The sequence below is a fragment of the Rhizobium sp. BK650 genome, assembly GCF_014195325.1.
Taxonomy (GTDB): domain Bacteria; phylum Pseudomonadota; class Alphaproteobacteria; order Rhizobiales; family Rhizobiaceae; genus Rhizobium.
Genome location: NZ_JACIBK010000011.1, coordinates 193498 through 213688 on the forward strand (window position 1 = coordinate 193498; position 20191 = coordinate 213688).

At 61.1% G+C, this 20191-nt stretch carries 21 protein-coding genes; 12 read left to right on the top strand and 9 right to left on the bottom strand.

What is annotated here, in order from left to right:
* Positions 1-6: 6 nt before the first annotated feature.
* A complete protein-coding gene (locus FHX15_RS24030) occupies positions 7-708 on the bottom strand; it encodes a helix-turn-helix transcriptional regulator (protein WP_184400873.1) in 702 nt (233 codons plus the stop codon).
* 127 nt (positions 709-835) lie between these two features.
* Between FHX15_RS24030 and FHX15_RS24035 the strand changes: the two genes are divergently transcribed.
* The 5 genes from FHX15_RS24035 (at position 836) to FHX15_RS24055 (ending at position 4152) form a co-directional block, all read left to right on the top strand.
* The gene (locus FHX15_RS24035) at positions 836-1471 is read left to right on the top strand and encodes a LysE family translocator (protein ID WP_184400874.1); all 636 of its coding nucleotides are present in this window, start codon (positions 836-838) and stop codon (positions 1469-1471) included.
* 135 nt (positions 1472-1606) lie between these two features.
* The gene (locus FHX15_RS24040; protein WP_184400875.1) at positions 1607-2053 is read left to right on the top strand and encodes a cytochrome c; all 447 of its coding nucleotides are present in this window, start codon (positions 1607-1609) and stop codon (positions 2051-2053) included.
* 130 nt (positions 2054-2183) lie between these two features.
* Positions 2184-3098, top strand: a complete 915-nt coding sequence (locus FHX15_RS24045; RefSeq protein WP_184400876.1) for a cytochrome c — start codon at positions 2184-2186, stop codon at positions 3096-3098.
* 34 nt (positions 3099-3132) lie between these two features.
* On the top strand, positions 3133-3432 hold the full coding sequence (locus FHX15_RS24050; RefSeq protein ID WP_246779049.1) for a hypothetical protein: 300 nt from the start codon (positions 3133-3135) through the stop codon (positions 3430-3432).
* Positions 3433-3465: 33 nt separating this feature from the next.
* Entirely contained in the window at positions 3466-4152 is a 687-nt protein-coding gene (locus FHX15_RS24055) for an isochorismatase family cysteine hydrolase (protein ID WP_184400877.1), read from the top strand.
* On the opposite strand, the gene FHX15_RS24060 is transcribed toward FHX15_RS24055, so the two are convergent.
* Positions 4134-4712 carry a type 1 glutamine amidotransferase family protein gene (locus tag FHX15_RS24060; RefSeq protein WP_184400878.1) on the bottom strand — a complete coding sequence of 193 codons (579 nt, stop codon included), beginning with the start codon at positions 4710-4712 and terminating at the stop codon, positions 4134-4136. The two genes, FHX15_RS24055 and FHX15_RS24060, sit on opposite strands and share 19 nt — an antisense overlap.
* A 40-nt stretch (positions 4713-4752) precedes the next feature.
* A complete protein-coding gene (locus tag FHX15_RS24065) occupies positions 4753-5247 on the bottom strand; it encodes a GNAT family N-acetyltransferase (RefSeq protein ID WP_184400879.1) in 495 nt (164 codons plus the stop codon).
* A 314-nt stretch (positions 5248-5561) separates the two neighbouring features.
* On the opposite strand from FHX15_RS24065, the gene dmeR reads away from it, so the two are divergent.
* The 3 genes from dmeR to bla all read left to right on the top strand — a co-directional run bounded on the left by dmeR (position 5562) and on the right by bla (position 7785).
* Entirely contained in the window at positions 5562-5834 is a 273-nt protein-coding gene (gene dmeR / locus FHX15_RS24070; protein ID WP_184400880.1) for a Ni(II)/Co(II)-sensing transcriptional repressor DmeR, read from the top strand.
* 29 nt (positions 5835-5863) lie between these two features.
* Entirely contained in the window at positions 5864-6829 is a 966-nt protein-coding gene (gene dmeF, locus FHX15_RS24075) for a CDF family Co(II)/Ni(II) efflux transporter DmeF (protein WP_184400881.1), read from the top strand.
* A 71-nt stretch (positions 6830-6900) separates the two neighbouring features.
* Complete coding sequence (gene bla, locus FHX15_RS24080) at positions 6901-7785, top strand: class A beta-lactamase (RefSeq protein ID WP_184400882.1); 885 nt, start codon at positions 6901-6903, stop codon at positions 7783-7785.
* A gap of 118 nt (positions 7786-7903) precedes the next feature.
* Here the strand turns inward: bla and FHX15_RS24085 are convergent, their stop codons facing one another.
* The 4 genes from FHX15_RS24085 to FHX15_RS24100 form a co-directional block, all read right to left on the bottom strand.
* Positions 7904-8404: a hypothetical protein gene (locus FHX15_RS24085; RefSeq protein WP_246779050.1), complete on the bottom strand. Its 501-nt coding sequence runs from the start codon at positions 8402-8404 to the stop codon at positions 7904-7906.
* A gap of 77 nt (positions 8405-8481) precedes the next feature.
* Entirely contained in the window at positions 8482-10821 is a 2340-nt protein-coding gene (locus FHX15_RS24090; protein WP_184400883.1) for a glucose/quinate/shikimate family membrane-bound PQQ-dependent dehydrogenase, read from the bottom strand.
* A gap of 121 nt (positions 10822-10942) precedes the next feature.
* Positions 10943-11488 (bottom strand): glutathione peroxidase, encoded by a 546-nt coding sequence (locus FHX15_RS24095; protein WP_184400884.1) that lies wholly within the window; start codon positions 11486-11488, stop codon positions 10943-10945.
* A 47-nt stretch (positions 11489-11535) separates the two neighbouring features.
* A complete protein-coding gene (locus FHX15_RS24100; protein ID WP_184400885.1) occupies positions 11536-13038 on the bottom strand; it encodes a protein adenylyltransferase SelO in 1503 nt (500 codons plus the stop codon).
* A gap of 257 nt (positions 13039-13295) precedes the next feature.
* Between FHX15_RS24100 and FHX15_RS24105 the strand changes: the two genes are divergently transcribed.
* The gene (locus tag FHX15_RS24105; RefSeq protein WP_184400886.1) at positions 13296-14750 is read left to right on the top strand and encodes an MDR family MFS transporter; all 1455 of its coding nucleotides are present in this window, start codon (positions 13296-13298) and stop codon (positions 14748-14750) included.
* A gap of 84 nt (positions 14751-14834) precedes the next feature.
* Positions 14835-15740 (top strand): SDR family oxidoreductase, encoded by a 906-nt coding sequence (locus FHX15_RS24110; protein WP_184400887.1) that lies wholly within the window; start codon positions 14835-14837, stop codon positions 15738-15740.
* 97 nt (positions 15741-15837) lie between these two features.
* Here FHX15_RS24110 and FHX15_RS24115 read toward each other — a convergent pair whose 3' ends face one another.
* On the bottom strand, positions 15838-16359 hold the full coding sequence (locus FHX15_RS24115) for a DUF1697 domain-containing protein (RefSeq protein ID WP_184400888.1): 522 nt from the start codon (positions 16357-16359) through the stop codon (positions 15838-15840).
* Positions 16360-16411: 52 nt separating this feature from the next.
* Positions 16412-18520 carry a S9 family peptidase gene (locus tag FHX15_RS24120; RefSeq protein WP_184400889.1) on the bottom strand — a complete coding sequence of 703 codons (2109 nt, stop codon included), beginning with the start codon at positions 18518-18520 and terminating at the stop codon, positions 16412-16414.
* Positions 18521-18747: 227 nt separating this feature from the next.
* Between FHX15_RS24120 and FHX15_RS24125 the strand changes: the two genes are divergently transcribed.
* Together FHX15_RS24125 and FHX15_RS24130 are read left to right on the top strand one after the other, a co-directional pair.
* Positions 18748-19140, top strand: coding sequence for a DUF930 domain-containing protein (locus tag FHX15_RS24125; protein ID WP_184400903.1), 393 nt, complete (start codon positions 18748-18750; stop codon positions 19138-19140).
* A 176-nt stretch (positions 19141-19316) separates the two neighbouring features.
* A complete protein-coding gene (locus tag FHX15_RS24130) occupies positions 19317-20099 on the top strand; it encodes a polysaccharide deacetylase family protein (protein ID WP_184400890.1) in 783 nt (260 codons plus the stop codon).
* Positions 20100-20191: the final 92 nt, after the last annotated feature.

A 20191-nucleotide genomic window follows, 5' to 3' on the forward strand; every position in this document is an offset into this window, starting at 1 on the left:
AGCGATTCAGGCATTCGCCGCAACCGGCCCTTCCGTCCAACTCTGCGTCCAAAGTATCCGCAGTCGATCGCCTTCACCCTTAAAAAAGGCGTCCGCCTCTGCACACGCCTCGACCCGGTCGCTGCGGAAGTTGCGGATCGCCTGCCTGAGCTCACACCAGGCAACGATATTGGCGGTCTGGGAATAATAGATCAGCGCGATCGGGCGGATCGTCCGTTCGGTCCCACGGCCCATTTCGTCGCGATAGTCGAGGGTGAGCTTGCGTTCGTCGCGGATTGCCCGGCGCACGACGGCAAGGTCCATCCCCGCAGGAGGCGGAGCGATCGTGCCCCAGGCAAACAGCGCCTTGTTCTCCATGGCCTGGCGGAGGGGCGTCGGCACGGCGCCGGCAAGTTTCTGGTTGACGCGTCGGGCAGCGAGCTTCAGCTCCTCGTCGCCGGTCCGGTCCAGCAGTGCCAGCGACAGCACGATAGCTTCGGTTTCCTCAATCGAAAACATCAGCGGCGGCAGATCGAAGCCCGGTCGCATGATGTAGCCGATGCCGCGCCCGCCCTCGATCGGCACCCGCATCGCCTGCAGCGCGGCGATATCGCGGTAGATCGAGCGCACGGTCACTTCCAGCCTCTCGGCCATGACCGCGGCTGTCATCGGCTTCTTCGCCAGCCGCAATATCTGGATGATCTCGAAAAGCCTGGACGCCTTGCGCATCTCTCGTCCTTCATCTCACGCTCCTGACAATACACTGTCAGTTGGCCTGCCGTATAGATCTACCTATCAGATTGAAATTAAAACGCTTCCTGAAAAAGCACGCGGAAATACGGGACGGACAACTGACATGAATTATCACGAAAGCCTCTGGCTCTATTTTACCCTTCTCTTCGGTATAATCATTGTGCCGGGCATGGATATGCTCTTCGTGCTCGCCAACGCGCTGACCGGCGGCACCAAAAGGGGGCTCGCCGCCACCAGCGGCATCATGCTGGGCGGGGCGGTGCATTCCGCCTACGGTGCGGCGGGGGTGGGCATCCTCGTCGCCATGCTGCCTGGCGTCTTCAACCTGCTGCTCTTTGCCGGCGTTGCCTACATGATCTGGATCGGCATCTCGCTGATTAAGAGCTCGATCAAGGTAGAAGCGGTTGGTCCCGGGACGGCGCGCTCGACCTGGAAGGCGTTCCGGCAGGGCGCGGTCACCTGCCTCGTCAATCCCAAGGCCTATATCTTCGTGCTGGCAGTCTATCCGCAATTCATCAAACCGGAATATGGGCCAATCTGGCTGCAGGGTCTGATCATGGGCGCCATGACCGTGCTCACGCAGCTCGCCATCTACGGTACGCTTGCCATGACCGCCGGTCGCAGCCGTGATCTCTTGGTTTCCAACCCGAAGACGACTGCCGTCATCGGCCGTCTCGCCGGCTTGCTGCTGGTCGTCATCTCCGCGATCAGCCTCTGGCAAGGATGGAAGACCGCATAATATTCCATCGATCCTTATCACATTGTTTTTATGAGGATCCGGCCAAACGTGACTATGCGGCGAGGTGGATTTTGTCATGATCGCCGTGCAGATTGCCCCGGCCGGCTTTGCCGGCGGAACAATGGAGAGAGAAGAATGAACTGGAAAACGGTAGCGGTGGCTGCGGCGTTCGCCGGCATTGCCATCGGTTCGGCCATGGCCGCCGACAACGGCACGCATGACGCACGCGTTGGAATGATGAAGCAGGTCGGTGGTGCAGCGGGCGCGCTGTCCGCCATCGCCAAGGGCACCAAGCCCTATGATGCCGAGGCCGTGAAGGCGGCGCTGACGACGATCGCTCAAACGGCAAAGGCTTTCCCGGACCAGTTCAAGCCGGGTACCGAGACCGGCGACAGCGAGGCAAGCCCGAAGATCTGGGAAAACATGGATGACTTCAAGGCACGCGCTGCGAAACTATCCACCGACGCCGAAACCGTTCTCGCCCAGCTTCCGGCAGATGCCGCCGGTGTCGGCGCTGCCCTCAACACCCTCGGCGGCAATTGCGGCGGCTGTCACCAGCTCTATCGCATCAAGAAGGACTAGGCGATAGAGCGCGCTTCCCGTCGATTCCACGATCCGCACCGGCCTTGCCGCCAGTGCGGATTGCCTTATTCTCCCCCCGGCAGCGGGGCCTGGCAATGCCCTGAACATTCACAGCAAGGAGAGGCCGCGCATGGTCCGCAGGTTCATCCGCTTTGTGCTCTGTCTCATCGGCGTCATCGTGGTCGGCGGCGCAGTCCTCTATTTCGTGACCGCGCCCGATCCGCTGCCAGAAAGCCGCTGGGCCAATCTCGGAGTTCCTGATGTCGCAAACGGCGAGAAGGTTTTCTGGGCTGGCGGCTGCGTCAGCTGTCACGCAGCTCCGGGCGCGCAAGGCGATGCGAAACTAACCCTTGCGGGCGGCCTCGCCCTGAAGAGCCCCTTCGGCACTTTCCATGTCCCGAATATTTCCCCGGATGAACAGGCGGGCATCGGCCGCTGGACGCTGGCTCAGTTCGGCAACGCGATGAAGCGCGGCGTCGGTCCCGATGGCCAGCATCTTTATCCATCCTTCCCTTACGGCTCCTATGCGCGCATGACTGACAAGGATGTCAACGATCTCTTTGCCTATCTGAAGACGCTGCCGAAGAGCAGCAATGTCGCCCCGCCGCACGAATTGCCGTTCCCCTTCAACATTCGGCTGGCGCTCGGCGGCTGGAAGCTTCTCTATTTCAACGACCAGCCGCGCGTCGTGCTCGCCAACGCCGATGATAAGGTGAAGCGCGGCCAGTATCTGGCCGAAGGCCTCGGCCATTGTGGCGAATGCCATACCCCACGCGATTCCCTCGGCGGCTTCGTCCGCGACCAGTGGCTTGCCGGCGCCCCGAACCCGGAAGGCAAAGGCCGCATACCCGATATCACGCCCGGCTCGAAGAGTGTCGGCTCCTGGAGCGAGGCCGATATCACCAACTACCTGCAGACCGGCTTCACCCCCGATTTCGACTCCGCCGGCGGCCAGATGGTCGACGTGCAGCAGAATATCGCCCGTCTGCCACAGTCTGACATCGAAGGGATCTCCGCTTATCTGAAAGCGGTGCCGAGCAAATAGCGCCTGCCTGAAGCAAGCGCCGAAGGCTAGATTGATGGCCATGAAGCATCCATCGATCGAGGAAACAGACACTGCCATCGCCCGCATGCGGGAGCGCCTCGGCACGCGCAACGTGGTACTCGCGCGCTGGTTTACCGATACGCTCGCCATCATGGAGGCAAAGATTGCAAGCCGTCTCGAAGATCCCAACGATCGCGCGCAAGCGCGGGCCGCGGCCTTCCTCTTCGTCAAGGCCGCACTTCACCAATGGGCGACCCGACCGGCGCATGAGGAGGCCGCCAAGGATGGTCCAGCGAAAGAGGCGCCGCCTTCACGCAGAATCGGTATACGTTAGACTTCAATCTCTAATCTCTATTCTTTGGAACGGATGGCGGTCTTGAAACGGCACGACTGGCAGATCGAAGCGCGTGAATATGCCCGTCAGGAAGAGCGCCGCGGCCGGCGTTTTGCGTTTACGCATCTGGTGCCCGCAAGGACCGCGCTCGTCGTGATCGACATGATCCCTTTTTTCGTCACGCCGGGCAGCTATGCCGAAGGCATAGTCGCGAACATCCAGGCACTTGTTGCTGCGGTGCGCAAGTGCGGCGGGGTGGTTGTCTGGGTGGTGCCGGCACCGCGGCACAACCATCCGGAGCTGGCGCGTGAATTCTTTGGTGACACGATTGCCGAACTTTACCGCACTTCGGGCGGCGACGGGCCGATCGACGGCCGGCTCGCACCGGACTTCGTCCCCGAACCGCAGGATCTCCTGATCGAGAAAAGCTCCTACAGCGCCTTTCATCCAGAAAGCGCACCGCTCGCGGCCATGCTGAAATCGCGCGGCGTCGATACGGCACTCATAACGGGCACACTGACCAATATCTGTTGTGAATCCTCAGCGCGCGATGCCTGCTCCAGCGGCTTTCGGGTCGTGATGCTGGCCGATGCGAATGCCGCGCGGCGAGATATCGATCACAATATGGCGCTCTACTCGGTCTATCGCAGTTTCGGCGATGTGCGCACGACGGCCGAGGTGATCGGTTTGCTCGGTGAGGATCAAGCGGCCTTCGGCTGATGCTCCGCGCCGAAAATTTGCACATACGTATCGAGCTCTTCGCTGCCGAAGCCGAGAGCACGAAAGATTTCCGCGGTAAAGGTGATGGGGGCCGAGCCGGGCGCGGTCACGATCATGTCCGAGCGCACGGCGTGCGGCCCGTCGCGGTAGTGCGCCTGGCCGCGATAGCCCTTGGCGCTGGCGATGAAATCGGGCGCGTTGCTGGTATGCGCGATGTCGTTCAAAACCCCGGCGCGCGCCAGCGCCAGCGTCCCGCCGCAGATCGCTGCGGTGAGTTTGCCGCGCGTGATGAAATCGTTGATGACGGGCGAAAGGTCGGGCGCCTTTTCAGTTTCCCAGATCGTGCCGCCGCAGATGACGAGCGCATCGAAAGCATCGCCATGAAGGTTTTCGGCCACCGTATCGGGGGCCACCCGCATGCCGCCCATGGAACGCACTTCTTCGCCGCCGGGACTTGCCGTCACCACGTCGAAACCAAAATGGGTGCGGGCGGAGGCAGCAAGCTGCCCCACTTCCCAGTCTGCGAAGCCGTCGGTCAGAACCACCGCCAGTCGGGTCATGCCTTCCTCCCTTGCAAGATGGCCGAGCGGCTGGCGCCGCTCACGACAAAGCCTGCATATAGCGCATGCCGGTGACTGGGCGAGGGGTGAAGTCCATCTGCTCGTAGAAGCGGTGCGCCTTGAGATTGCCGGTCGCGGCACTGACGGAGAGGTAATCGCAGCCTGCAATGCGGGCCGTTTCGCGGGCGCGGTCGACGAGAAGCTGGCCCGTGCCATGGCCGCGATGGCCGTCGCGCACGAAAAGGTGATGAAGATCCATGCCGCGCTTGCCTTCCTGCGCCCGGTAGAGCGGAACGAGGATGGCGTAGCCGATCAGTCCCTCGTTGCCTTCGGCGACAAGAGCCGAAATCCAGGGCGTCGGGCCGAAGAGATCGCGTTCGAGCTGTTCCGGCGTCGAGGCGGAAATATCGCCGTGATGGGCGGCAAGCAGGCCGATCATCTCGTGAAGTTCGGCGATGTCCCGAGGTTTGGCGGCGCGGATCGTCACGACCGGCGGGCGCATGAGCGATATTTCGCTGTCTTCTATTTCAAGCATGGTCTTCGCGTCCTTTTCGAGGTCTATGCCGTCAGGACGCTGCCGATACAACAAAGCCGCCTGACGGCGGCTTGTTGACATTATGATCTGTCTTGGCCGCCCTTTACAGGTACAGCCAAAAATACGAGCGGTTATGGTGCGCGTTGTCGATCATGCGCCATACATTCTCCGAAACCGTTCGTTTGTCAATGGCAGATCAGGCGGCATGAGTTCGGACGGGACAGTGTTCGAAATCTGTGAGATGCGTCGCCTTGTCACTTTCGCCTTTCGGCAAAGCAATATAGTATACCCCCCTATCCTAAATAGAGACGATCATGTCCCACACGACCCACCAGAAGAAGAAGCTCATCGCCCGTGTCAGCCGCCTCCGCGGCCAGCTCGTGGCCGTCGAGCGCGCGCTGGAAGCCGAGCGTCCTTGCGGCGAGATATTGCAGCTCCTCGCCTCCGTGCGCGGCGCGCTGACAGGGCTGACAGGCGAGGTGCTGGACGATCATCTGCACGAACATGTGCTGCAGGCCGCTGACGAGAAGGCGAGGGCGGAAGCGGTCGAGGAAATATCGGAAGTCTTGCGAACCTATATCCGCTGAGCCGGATCGATCTCGATAAGGAGCTGGCAATGGGTGCCGGAACTAATGCACACGGACATGAGCATGTCTTCCTTGGGCAGGATCATGCCCGGAACGAACGCCGCATCTGGCTGGTGATCGCGCTGACGGCCGTCATGATGGTGGTCGAAATCGCCGCCGGTACGATTTATGGATCGATGGCCCTGGTGGCCGACGGCTGGCACATGTCCACCCATGCCAGCGCGTTGCTCATTTCCGCGCTCGCCTATCTCTTCGCCCGCAAACAGGCCCGCAACCCCCGTTTCACCTTCGGCACCGGCAAGCTCGGCGATCTCGCCGGCTTTGCGAGTGCCATCATTCTGGCGATGATCGCGCTGCTGATGGGCTGGGAAAGTTTCCTGCGCATCACGTCGCCCGTGCCGATCAGTTTTAGCCAGGCGATTGCCGTGGCCGTCATCGGTCTTGCCGTCAACCTTGTCAGCGCCTGGCTGTTGAGCGGCGGCGGCGGCCACGGTCATCACGGCCATGGACATACTCACGCACACGGGCATGACCACCATCACCATCATCACCACAGCCACGAGCATGGCCACGCGGATAACAATATCCGCTCCGCCTATATGCATGTCATCGCCGACGCATTGACCTCGGTGCTCGCCATCGCCGCACTCACCTTCGGCAGCCTTTATGGCTGGCTCTGGCTCGATCCGCTGATGGGCATCGTCGGCGCTCTCATCATTGCGCAATGGTCCTGGGGGCTGATGAAATCGTCAGGCGCCGTGCTGCTCGACGTGCTCTCCGAAGGGGAAAGGCTGCCGGATGAGATCCGCGGCGCGATCGAAGGCGATGGCGATCGCATCACCGATCTGCATGTCTGGCAGGTCGGCCCCGGCCATCACGCGGCGATCGTCGCGGTACTGACGCCGCAGCCGCGCGACACGGCCTTCTACAAGGAGAGGCTCGCGAGCCTGGATGAGTTGTCGCATGTGACGGTGGAAGTCACGCGCGCCGCCTGATCCCGCCCAAAAGCCGAGATGCCGCCGCAATCGGGTCTTACGCCTATGATCCCGATTCCCCGGAGGTCTTCATGAATCACAGCCTCACCCGCCGCAGCTTTATCGGTTCCGCCTTGCTGCTGCCTGCGCTGAGCCTTGCCCGCCGCGTGCGCGCTGAGCAGCAGAATGACGATATCGACAAGCGGCTTGCGGCGCTGGAAGCGCGCATCGGCGGGCGTCTCGGGGTCTCCGTCCTCGACAGCGACACGAACATCTCCTTCGGCTATCGCAGCAGCGAGCCCTTCGCCATGTGCAGCACCTTCAAGGTCCTCGCCGCCGGCCTGGTGCTCGCCCGCGTCGACAAGGGCGACGAAAAACTCGACCGGCGCGTCACTTACGGCAAGGAAAAGCTCGTCACCTATTCCCCGGAGACCGAAAAGCACGCCGGCGGCGAAGGTATGACGATGGCCGAGATCTGCAAGGCCGGCATTACGCTCAGCGACAACACGGCCGGCAACCTGATGCTCGAAAGCTTTGGCGGCCCGGCCGCGCTCACGGATTGGCTCCGGTCCATCGGCGACGGCACGACCAGGCTTGACCGCATGGAAACTGCGCTGAACGAGGCGGCAAAAGGGGATGCGCGCGACACCACGACGCCGGATGCCATGCTCGATACGCTCGGCAATATCGCTCTCGGCTCGGTTCTTTCGGAAACCTCCGCAAATCAGCTGGTCGACTGGATGGTGGGCAATACGACAGGCGGCGCGCGCCTGCGAGCAGGCTTGCCGTCCGACTGGAAGATCGGCGACAAGACCGGAACGGGCGATAACGGTGCGGCCGGCGATATTGCCATCATCTGGCCGCCCAACCGCGGCCCGATCGTCGCAGCCGTCTATCTGGCGGAAACGACTGCGAGGATGGATGAGTTCAACCCGGTCTTCGCCGAAATCGGTGAGATGATCGCGGAGATGGTGTAGGGAGCTAGCCTGATTTTCCAGGATCTCTCGCTGCCGTCGGATCGAGTAAGCTGGATATCGTTCGATAAAAAGCCGCGGCGCAGCATAGCTGCCCGCGGCTTTTGAACTTGCGTTGGAATCAGCTGGCTGTTTCGCCGGCGGCCTGCGTGCCCGCCGATTGCGCAGCGGCAGATCCCTTGTTGCCGTCTCCGCTATCTTCGACACCCGCAAGTTCGCGCTTGATCTGTTCGGCAATCTCTTTCTCGACTGCAGCGCGATCGTCCGGGGACATGGCCTTGAGGTCGTCCTCTGTGAGATTGTGTGCCGCCAGATAACGCGCGCGGATGAATTCTTCCGGCGTCATGCTGCTCCATTTGCTGAATTCAGCAGCCACGCGTTTATTTGCCTCCTTGATCGTCGCCTCCTTATTGGACGGCGGATTGATATAGGCCTCGTTGCCGGCCTGCACCGCCCACATCGTGTTGGCGATCGACGGCGGTGTCGTGCTCGGCTGCAAGCCGGCGCCGGATTGACTGCGCGTGCTGCCGCTGAATTCGTCGATTTGTTTGTTCTTGGATTTCCCCTGCTCGAAAAGTGAGCCGAGGCCGGAATAAATTGAAAGGCTGCTACCGATTTCCATGAAAAAATCCCCCTGAAAAATCGGTAGCAACATGAGCGGTCAAACCTGCCTGGAACTTGTGTTCGCCTCAGGCAGCACTACGGCAGCGTGTAGGCGATCACATAATCGCCGGGCTTGGTGCCGACTGAACCATGCCCGCCGGCGACCATGACGACATATTGTTTGTTGTCGTCGGTCTTATAGGTCATCGGTGTCGCCTGACCGCCGGCCGGAAGCCGGGCTTCCCAGAGCTGCCGTCCGTTCGTCACGTCATAGGCGCGCAGGTAGTTGTCGACAGCCGCACCCAGGAAGGCGACGCCGCCCTTGGTCATCATGGGCCCGCCGATGCCTGGCACGCCGACCTTGAAGGGCAGGGGCAGCGGCGTCATGTCATGCACCGTACCGTTCTTGTGCATATAGGCGATACGGCCGGTGCGGAGGTCCACGCCGGCGACATAGCCCCAAGGCGGCGCCTGGCAGGGGATCTTCAGAGGTCCGAGGAAGGGGCCCATGAACACGCCATAGGGCGCCCCGTCATTCCGGTTGAGGCCCTGTTCGCTGCCCTTCTCGTCCTGCCCGCGCGGCGGAATATCGGCCGCCGGCACCAGGCGCGAGGTGAAGGCGAGGTAGGTTGGCATACCGAACATCACCTGCCGTTCAGGGTCGACCGCAATCGATCCCCAGTTGAAGGTACCGAAATTGCCGGGATAGACGATTGTCCCCTGCAATGAGGGCGGCGTGTAGCGGCCTTCATATTTATAGCGGTGGAAATCGATGCGGCAGACAAGCTGGTCGAACAGCGAGACACCCCACATGTCCTTTTCTTGCAAGGGCTCCGGCGAGAAGGTGAGATCAGAGATCGGCTGCATCGGCGCGGTATGATCTTCAGGGATCGCTCCACCTGGCGCCGGAATCTCCTTGAAGGGAATGATCGGCTGGCCCGTGCGCCGGTCGAGCACGTAAATATCACCCTGCTTGGTGGGTGCTACCAGCGCCGGAACCGCCGTACCGTCCGGCTTGGTCAGGTCGAGCAGCACCGGCTGTGCCGGCACGTCCATGTCCCAGAGATCGTGATGGACGAATTGCTGCACCCAGCGCAGCTGGCCCGTATTGATATCGAGCGCTACCACCGAGGAGGAGAATTTTTCGACATTCTCGCTGCGGTTCATGCCGAGCTGGTCCGGCACCTGGTTGCCAAGCGGGATATAGACCATACCGAGCTGTTCATCGGCGCTGAAGACCGACCAGCTGTTCGGCGAATTGGTCGTGTAATGTTGCCCTTCGGGCAGCGGCGTCGTCTGGTCCGGATTGCCGGAATCCCAGTTCCACAGCAATGCGCCGCTGTTGATATCATAGGCGCGGATGACGCCCGACTGTTCCTGTGTCGAGTAGTTGTCGTTGACGGCCCCGCCGATGATGAGCTTGCCGGCGACAGCGACAGGCGGCGAGGTGGAGTAATAATAACCGGCCGGATTATACTGCATGCCGGTCTGCAGCTGCAGCACCCCCTGTTCCGCAAAGCTTGTGCAGACCTGTCCGTTGGCGGCATCGAGCGCAATCAGCCGTGCATCCGAAGTCGGCAGGTAGACTCGCTCCTTGCAGGGCTGTCCGGCCGGTGTTGCGGCATCGCTGTAATAGGTCACGCCGCGGCAGGTCTGGTGCTGCCGGTTCGGGTTCATGCCGGAATTGGCGTCATATTTCCACTTCTGCTGCCCGGTCTTGGCATCGAGCGCGATGGCCCAATTGTGCGGCGTGCAGAGATAAAGCGTATTGCCCACTTTCAGCGGCGTTACCTGATAGGTGGTCTCGCTGACGTCATCGGGCCGCTTCACATCACCGGTCTGATAGCGCCAGACCTCTTTCAGGGTCGAAACATTCTGCACGTTGATCTGATCGAGCGGCGAATAACGCTGGCCGTAAGGCGTGCGGCCATATTGGTGCCATTCGCCATCAGGCACATTGCCGCCGAAGGCAGGCGTCGCGGCGGATGCCTGTGTCGGCAGGTCGCCGGCGAGGTCATGCGGATCCGTGGTCATCGAATAGACGGCGACGATGATGGCGGCGATGACCGGAATGGCAAGCGGCCAGGGATTGGCGCCGTAATAAGTGCCGGTCGGGCTGCGGAAACCGAGCGGCCGGCGGATCCAGGGCGTCAGCAGCCAGAGCCCAAAGAGGATGATTACTCCGCCGCGCGGGCCGAGCTGCCACCAGTCGAACCCCACCTCCCAGATCGCCCAGACGAGCGCTGCGACCACGAGCGCCGCATAGACCCAGAGCGCCACCGCCTTGCGCAGGAGCAGCAGGCCCGCCGTCAGCAGGAACATCAGCCCCGCAAAGAGATAGAAAACGCTGCCGCCGAGCGTGACGAGCCAAAGCCCGCCGGTGCCAAGCGCCAGTCCGAAAATGATGAAGAGAATGGAGGTAATGACAATCGCCATAAAGCAATCTCCCGCTGGTTAGCCGGATCGGAGGACGGCGAAAAATATACGCCGATCAGGCAGATAGAGCGGGAGGTGTGCCTTTCAACCGTGGCAATTGGCGGCAGTTGAAACTGGCATGCTAGTGCGTTTTCGCAAGCTCGCGGTCGATCGCGGAGACGAGACGACTATCGTCCGCCGTCACGTCAGGAGCGAAGCGGGCGACGACCTTGCCATTGCGGCCGACGAGGAATTTTTCAAAGTTCCAGAGGATTTCGTTGTCGTCGCCGGCAAGGCCGGCGCCCTTCAGCCGCTCGCGCATCGGCCCTTCGCCGGTCGTTTCCACGCCGGAGCTCGTCAGGTTCTTGTAGAGCGGGTGCTTGTCCGGCCCTTTGACCGAAATCTTGGAGAACATCGGAAAATCGACGCCGAAGGTGCTGGTGCAGAAATCCATGATTTCCGCATCCGTGCCCGGCTCCTGACCCTTGAAGTCGTTGGCCGGGAAGCCGGCGATGACGAAGCCTCTCTCGCGCTTGTCGGCATAGAGCTTTTCCAGGCCTTCATACTGAACCGTCAGCCCGCATTTGGAGGCGACGTTGACGATGAGCAGCACCTGACCGCGATATTCGTTGAGCGTCGTCTCGCGACCCTGAACGGTCTTGACCGGTATGTCGAGAAGGTCGGTCATCACTATCTCCAATGAGTATGGGCCAGTTGATAGGGGATTGGCTGAAATCAGGTTCCGCAGAAGGTCTGGAGCACCCGCTCCTCGGGCTTCGGCGGATCCATATAGGCCGCGAATGGCGGCTGCTCCTCAAATGGCTTCGAAAGCACCGATAGCAGCGCCTCGAACAGCGAGAAATCGCCATCCTCTACGGCGGCCTCGATTGCCTGCTCGACGCGGTGGTTGCGCGGAATGAAGGCCGGGTTGGCCTGCTTCATCGTGGCAGCCCGATCACTGGGGGTCTGCGGATTGCGCGAAAGCCGGTCACGCCAGCGCGTCAGCCATTCGGTGGTGGCAGCAGGCTCGCGGAAGGTCGATGCGAATACGGCCTCAGCCGCCTCGTCGCCTGCAACAGCCGACAGGCGCCGGAACGTCAGCGTAAAATCCGCACCCTGTGCCTGCATCAGCGCCAGCAGCGCCTGGATGAGTTCCAGATCGCCGTCTTCGGCAGAAACAAGACCGATCTTGCCGCGCATGCCTTGCAGCCAATAGGAGTGAAAACGCTCGCCATAGGCCTTGATGATGGCGTTGGCGTGCTCGATCGCCTTGTCTTTGTCGGTATCGATCAGTGGCAGCAGCGCCTCGCCGAGGCGCGCCAGGTTCCATTGCCCGATACCCGGTTGGTTGGCATAGGCATAACGCCCGTGCTGGTCGATCGAGGAGAAGACCGTCATCGGATCGTAGCTGTCCATGAAGGCGCAGGGGCCGAAATCGATCGTCTCGCCTGATATCGTCATATTGTCGGTATTCATCACCCCATGGATAAAGCCGACCTGCAGCCAGCGGGCAATCAGCGCCGCCTGTCGGTCGCAGACTGCCTCATAGAGGGCGAGATAGGGATTTTCCGCGGCCTTCAGCGCGGGATAGTGCCGTTCGATCACATGGTCGGCCAGCGCCTTGATACCATTCTCGTCACCGGTCGCGGCCAGATACTGGAAGGTGCCGACGCGGATATGGCTTGCCGCCACGCGCGTGAAGACTGCGCCCGGCAAAATATCCTCACGCCTGACACTTTCGCCGGTCAACACGGCTGCCAGCGCCCGTGTCGCCGGAATGCCGAGCGCAAACATCGCTTCGCTGACGATATACTCGCGCAGGACCGGGCCGAGGGCTGCCCGCCCGTCGCCGCGGCGGGAGAAGGGCGTCTGTCCCGCACCTTTGAGCTGGATGTCGCGACGCTCTCCGTTCCGGTCGATCACCTCCCCGAGGAGGATCGCGCGTCCGTCGCCGAGCAGCGGCACGAACTGACCGAACTGGTGGCCGGAATAGGCCATCGCCAGCGGTTCGGCGCCATCGGGGATGAGATTGCCCGAAAAGATCGCCGCGCCGTCACGTTTCAAAATGTCGAGATCAAGCCCCAATTCTTCGGCCAGCGGCTCGTTGAGCTTGATGAGCCATGGCTCCGCGACCTGCGTCGGCGCCTGCAGGGAAAAGAAATTCTGCGGCAGGTGCACGTAGCTGTTGTCGAATGAAAAGGCCGCGTCCGGCCGGTTTTTCTGCAGGGCGGAGGTCATGGCTAATAGGTAGGGCTGCAGGCGAGGCGACGCAAGTCGATTTCGGTCCCAAATCGTCTCTTCACGAAGAGCAAGACAATGCAAGGAATGGTGATCTGTTTTTACCTCTCGTCAAAGCAGATTTGCCATAAAAGACATAGCGCTGCCATGATTGCAGGCGTATAGCCAGTCATCCCCCCTTGGCATCATTGCCATGTCATCCCCTGCGGCCCTGTCGCCCGTGCGCTTAGCCGCGCCACTGCGAGTGATCCCTGACGATGTCGGATCAGATTTATCATGCGCCGATGGTTCGGCGCGCGGCACCCAATTTCCGGGTGATCGCGATGATTGTCGCGAGTGCTATGCTGATGGAAAACGTCGACGCAACCGTGCTGGCGACAGCACTGCCGACGATGGCGCGCGATTTCGGCGTCGGCGCCCCGGCGATGTCGATCGCATTGACCTCTTACCTGCTCAGTCTGGCGATCTTCATTCCGGCCAGCGGTCGCATGGCCGACAGCTTCGGTTCCCGCACGGTCTTCCGCTCGGCTATCGCCGTCTTCGTGGTCGGCTCGATCCTTTGCGCCCTCGCGCCGACCTTGCCGTTTCTGGTGCTCGCCCGCCTCTTGCAGGGTATTGGCGGCGCCATGATGATGCCCGTCGGCCGCCTTGTTTTGATGCGCAGCGTCGACCGCAAGGATATGGTCAGCGCCATGTCCTGGCTTCTGGTGCCGGCGCTGATCGGCCCGATCGTCGGACCGCCGCTCGGCGGTTTCATCGTCACCTATCTTGATTGGCGCTGGATCTTCTACATCAACGTGCCGATCGGTATCATCGGCATGATATTCGTCTCGATCTATATCGACGAGATAAAGGGCAAGGCCACCGGCCCCTTCGACACGATCGGCTTCATCCTCTCGGGCATTTCGCTCGGCTCGCTGCTCTTCGGTTTCGAGCTGTCGAGCCATGAGGGGCTGGGATCGTTGTCGATCTTCCTCATCGCGACAGGCCTGCTTTTCGGCATTGCCTATCTGCGCCATGCCCGCAGGCATCCGGCGCCGATCATGGATTTTTCGCTGATGAAGGTGCCGAGCTTCGGCACATCGGTCGTTGCCGGTTCGCTGACCCGGATCACGCAGGGCGCGCAGCCCTTCCTGCTGCCGCTGCTCTTCCAGATCGGCTTCGGGCTTTCGGCTGCCGCAGCGGGCCAGATCGTCATTTCCACGGCGCTCGGCGCGCTGTTCATGAAGCCGTTGGCTAGAGCCTTCTTCCGCCGCGTCGGTTTCCGCAAAAGCCTGATCATAAACGGTATCCTCGGCACGGTCGGCTACGGGCTCTGTGCCGCCTTCCGGCCGGACTGGCCGATGCCGCTGATCTTCATCGCTCTGGTGCTGAGCGCCTTCTTCATGTCGTTCCAGTTCACGGCCTATAACACGATCGCCTATGACGAGATCGGTCAGGAGCGCATGAGCTCGGCAACAAGCTTCTACACGACGTTCCAGCAACTCATGCTTTCGCTCGGCATCTGCATTGGCGCGCTGGCGCTGCACGGTTCCATGGCCCTCAACGGCGTCGAAACGCCCGAACTTGGCGATTTCTCGGCCGCCTTCATGGTCGTCGCGCTGATCTCGATCTGCGCCACCTTCTGGAATCTGCGCTTCTCGCCGACTGCCGGCGAGGAGATCAGCGGGTACAAAGGCAAGCAGGCAAAAGGCGCCGCAGCCAGAAGCTAAAGCGCCGCATGTCTCTCCTGGCAGGGAACCGATAGGTGCCTGCGCTGTTATGCCCCGCAGCGCAAACCGAAGGGAGAGCACGCAATGGACAGCCCCATCAGCAACGACAAAACCCTCCATGATCCGCGTGGCAAATTTCCGAAGCCGCCTTTTCCGTCGCAGACCCAGCCATTTCCGGGGCTTGCCCGCGACATGGAGCCGAAGCCTGACCACGGCGAGACGAGTTATCAGGGCAGCGGCCGTCTCAAGGGCCGCAAGGCGCTGATCACCGGTGGCGATTCCGGCATGGGTCGCGCTGCGGCCATTGCCTATGCCCGCGAAGGGGCCGACGTGGCAATCAGCTATCTTCCGGACGAGGAGCCCGATGCACGGGAGGTGATCGAGCTGATTAAAAAGGAAGGGCGTATCGGCCTCGCACTTCCCGGCGATCTCAGGGATGAAGACTATTGCCGGAAGATCGTCGCCGAAACTGTGCGCCAGCTCGGCGGACTCGATATTCTCGTCAACAATGCCGGGCGCCAGCAGCAGCGTCAGTCGCTCGCCGATATGTCCAACGAGGATTTCGATGCGACGATGAAGACCAATATCTATGCGATGTTCTGGCTGACAAAGGCGGCGTTGCCTCACTTGCGTGAGGGATCGGCGATCATCCAGACGACGTCGGAACAGGCCTACGATCCCTCGCCCAATCTGGTCGATTACGCCATGACCAAGGCAGCGATGATGAATTTCACCAAATCGATGGCCAAGCAACTGGGGCCGAAGGGCATTCGCGTGAATGGCGTCGCACCCGGGCCGATCTGGACGCCGCTGCAGGTCAGTGGCGGCCAGACGCAGGAAAAGCTGGTCAAATTCGGCGGCAACACGCCGCTTGGACGACCCGGCCAACCGGCCGAACTTGCGTCGATCTATGTGCAACTTGCCGCTGCTGACGCAAGCTATGCAAACGGCCAGATCTATGGCGCAGCAGGCGGCAGTGGACAGCCTTAAAGCAGTTCCAGCAAAGTGCGCCGCGGTTTTGCGTCCGGAATTGCGTGAAAACAAAGAGATAGAGCATTTGCGTGACTCGAAGGAAAACGAAAATGCTCTATTTGTTTTCCATCTCAGCTGCCATCTCGGCCAACTTGCGCACGGTATTGAGATTGCGGGAGGTGCCGGCTTTTAGCGCCGGCAGCTTCAACTTCGAGCGGCCGGAGCCGATGGGATAGTGGACGTAGATCTCGCGGCCGGCGAGCTTCGCTTCCTCCCCATCAGGCCCCACCATTTGGTCCAGCGCATCTTTGGGTGCCGCTTGCGGCAGAAAGTAGATGAGCAAAAAGTTCGGTTTGGCCTCAGCAAAGGGTACACTGGCTATAATGTCGTCGAGCTCTTTACGGCTGCGCACCATCACGCCCGGCCGCTTGCCCATCTTCTGTCCGAGAGCCGCATCGAGTTTTTCCTCGACGGCTTTTTCGGCCTCGTCCGAGCGGAACAGAACATTGCCGCTCTGGATGTAGGTCTTCACGTCCGCAAAGCCGAGACCTTCACACATCGTCTTCAGCTCGGCCATTGGCAAGGAGCCTGTGCCGCCGACATTCACGGCGCGGAGCAGGGCGATATAGACGGACATTCCTCCTCCTCTGAACGGAGTGCCGTCCGCAGACGGCACATCCGGTCGAATCTTACATTTTGTCTGCCACCTTGATCGCGAACGCATATTCGAACGCGATCTCTTCCAATCTCTGGAAGCGCCCGGAGGCGCCGCCATGGCCGGCATCCATGTTTGTCTTCAGCAGGATGGGTGCAACGCCCGTCGTCTTGTCGCGGAGCTTTGCGACCCACTTGGCCGGCTCCCAATAGGTGACGCGCGGATCGGTCAGGCCGCCGAGCGCCAGGATCGGCGGATAGGCCTTGGGGCTGACATTGTCATAGGGTGAATAGGCGGCGATCTGCTCGTATTCTTCGCGGCTCTCAATCGGGTTGCCCCATTCCGGCCATTCGGGCGGGGTGAGCGGCAGCGTGTCGTCGAGCATGGTATTCAGCACATCGACGAAGGGAACGGCGGCGATGATCCCGGCGAATTTCTCCGGCGCCATATTGGCAACCGCACCCATCAGCATGCCGCCGGCCGATCCGCCCTCTGCGATGATATTTGCGTAAGACGTGAACTTCTCCTGATTCAGATAGTCAGCGGCGGCGATGAAGTCCTTGAAGGTATTGGTCTTCTTGTCCATCTTGCCGTCTTCGTACCAGGCAAAGCCCTTGTCCTTGCCGCCGCGGATATGGGCGATGGCATAGACGAAGCCGCGGTCGGCGAGCGACAGGCAGTTGGTGTTGAAGCCGGCCGGAATGGTGATGCCATAGGCGCCGTAGCCGTAGAGCAGGCAGGGTGCGGACCCGTCGAGCGGCGTGTCCTTGCGATAGAGCAGGGTGACCGGCACCTTTTCGCCGTCCCAGGCGGGAGCGAAGACGCGGCGGGTGATATAGTCGTCGGGATTGTGGCCCGACGGGACTTCCTGCGTCTTCAGGAGCGTGCGCTCGCGCGTGACCATGTTGTAGTCGTAGAGCTGCGAGGGCGTCGTCATCGACGAATAGGAGAAGCGGATGACGTCGGTGTCGTATTCGGCGGCACCCGACAGGCCAAGCGAATAGGCTTCCTCGTCGAAGGCGATCGCATGTTCTTCGCCGGTGCGGCGATCACGGATCATGATCTGCGGCAGGCCGTCCTTGCGCTCCAGCCACAGCAGGTGGCGGGCATAGGCCATGTGGCTGATGATGAGCGTGCCCGGTTTATGCGGCACCACTTCGCGCCAGTTCTCCTTGCCCGGTCTGTCAACTGGCGTTTCCATGATCTTGAAATCCTTGGCGCCGCCGTCGTTGGTGAGGATATAGAAGACATCGCCGCCTTCCGTCAGCGAATATTCGATGCCTTCCTCGCGCACGGCGACCAGCTTCGGCTCGGCCGTCAGGTCCTTGGTGGAAAGCAGCCTATATTCGCTGGTCTCGTGGTCATGGATGTCGATATAGATGAAGTCGTCGAGCAGCGAGCCCCCAACGCCCATGAAGAAGCCAGCATCCTCTTCCTCGTAAACCAACCGGTCTTCGCTCTGCGGCGTACCGAGAATGTGGTGGAAAACCTTCGACGGACGATGGTTCTCGTCGAGGGCTGAATAGAAGAAGCTCTTGCCATCGGGCGCCCAGACCCCGCCGCCGCCCGTATTCTCGATGAGATCGGGCAGATCCGCACCCGTCGAAAGATCGCGAACCCGCAGCGTGAAGAATTCCGAGCCCTTGTCGTCATAGCCCCAGATGCCGCGGCTGTGGTCGGTGCAATGGTCGAGGCCGGCAAGGCGGAAATAGGCCTTGCCCGTGGCTTCCTTGTCGCCGTCGAGCAGGATGGTGCGGATCGCTTCATCCTTCATGTCGCCATCGCGCGGGATGCGGAAATAGCGCGGCTGCTCGCCGCCGGTCACGTAAGACGTGCCATAGGCATAAGCGCCGTCCTTCGTCGGAACGGAACTGTCGTCTTCCTTGGTGCGACCGCGCATCTCGGCAAACAGTGTCCTCTGCAGCGGCTTGGTGTCTTCCATCGCTGCGTTCATATAACCGTTTTCGGCTTCGAGATGGGCGCGGATCGCGGGGTCGAGGATGGAAGGATCCTTGAACATGGCCTGCCAGTTGTCAGCCCGCAGCCAGGCGTAGTCGTCCGTGCGCGTGATGCCGTGGCGCGTGTCAGACACAGGCCTTTTTTCAGCGGCGGGCGGGGTGGGCAGGTTCTTGAAGACGGTCAAGGAAAGCTCCGTAAAGGCGGTATCGGTGGGCAAGAGATAGAGGCACGGCGGGCCGTGATCAAGCACCAGCGGGTGAACCGTTTTGGAACAAAATGGCCGTCGCGTTGCCTTGATGTCACCACATTGTTTCAGAATGTCCGCTGGCGTTGCGCGAATTACCCCGCATCGAGCCCCGGCACGCTGCTGGCGGCAATATGAAGAAGCATAACAGTAAAGGTTTCTCCGCAGTGCCGAAACGTCTGGTCCTGTTGATGTCGCTCATCGGCTTTGCCGCCACGTCCTCCTATGCGGTGGATCCTGCCATCAAAACGCAGCTCGAAAAGCTCGATCCCGCCACCCGCCTCGAACAGAGCTGCGATACGGAGGCCATGAGCCGTATCAACAAGGACGGCACCGGCTTCAAGCCGGACAAGGTGATCGCCTATACGTTCAAGGACCCGATCCCCAGCGACGATCGCTTGGAAGCGCCGGGCGCCGTCTTCCGCAGCAAGGGCGATTGGTACCATCTCTCCTACACCTGCATCACCGGTCCGCAGCACATCAATGTGCGCGATCTGAAATACAAGATCGGTGACAAGGTGCCGAAAGATAAGTGGACCAAATATTATCTCTACGATTGAGCTTTCGGCTGAGCCTCAGATACTTCGCATTTTTCTGGCAATCACAGCAATGCAGGCAGAGGAATGCGGGCAGATTGAGACGCGGGCTGCCATTCGCCCGGCGGCATCAGGCCACATCGCTCGCTTTATTTCTTTGCTTTAACATCAGCTGAAGCATCAACCGAATCTGATTGTTCATGAACCGTCTTCTTCTTGGCTCCGCGCTGCTGCTTGCCGCTGTCTCGTCTGCATTCGCTGCGGAAGTTCCCACTGCTGCGCCTGCTCGACCGGCCGTCACAGCAGGTCCCAAACTGGTCGAGCCGCATTTGCATATCGCTCGCTCGAACGTCGCAGGCCATGCCCGCGTCGCGATTACCTTCGATGCCTGCATGGGCGAGGCCGATGAGCGCATCGTCTCGACCCTGGTCAACGAGCGCATTCCCGCAACGATCTTCGTCACCGCCCGCTGGCTGAAGCGCAATCCGAAGGCCCTTGCCGTCTTCCTGCAGAATCCCGACCTTTTCGAGCTTGAAAACCACGGCGAAAAGCACATTCCGGCCATCGACAAGCCCGTGCTGGTTTACGGCATCGCATCCGCCGGTTCCCCTGATGCCGTCCGGGAGGAGGTCGAGGGTGGGGCTGCGGCCATGGTCGCGTCTGGCATTCCTGCGCCCCATTGGTTTCGCGGCTCGACCGCCAAATACGATCTCTCCGCCATCGGCCAGATCCGCGCCATGGGCTATCGCATCGCCGGCTATTCCGTGAATGGCGACGGCGGCTCGCTGCTCGGCGCCGCTGTAACGGAAAAACGCATTTCCTCGGCCAAGGACGGCGATGTCGTGATCTCTCACATCAACCAGCCGACCCATGCGGCCGGCGAGGGCGTCGCCAGGGCGCTCGTTGACCTCAAGGCCAAGGGCACGGAGTTTGTTCGGCTGCAGGATGTCGCCGATACAGGCGACGACAAGACAACGGACTAGGCTCCAGACTCAATCAAGTCCACCAAATGACGATGGCGGCGATGTAGCAAGTTGCGGCGAAGTTGAGCATGAGCTTGTCATATCGTGTTGCG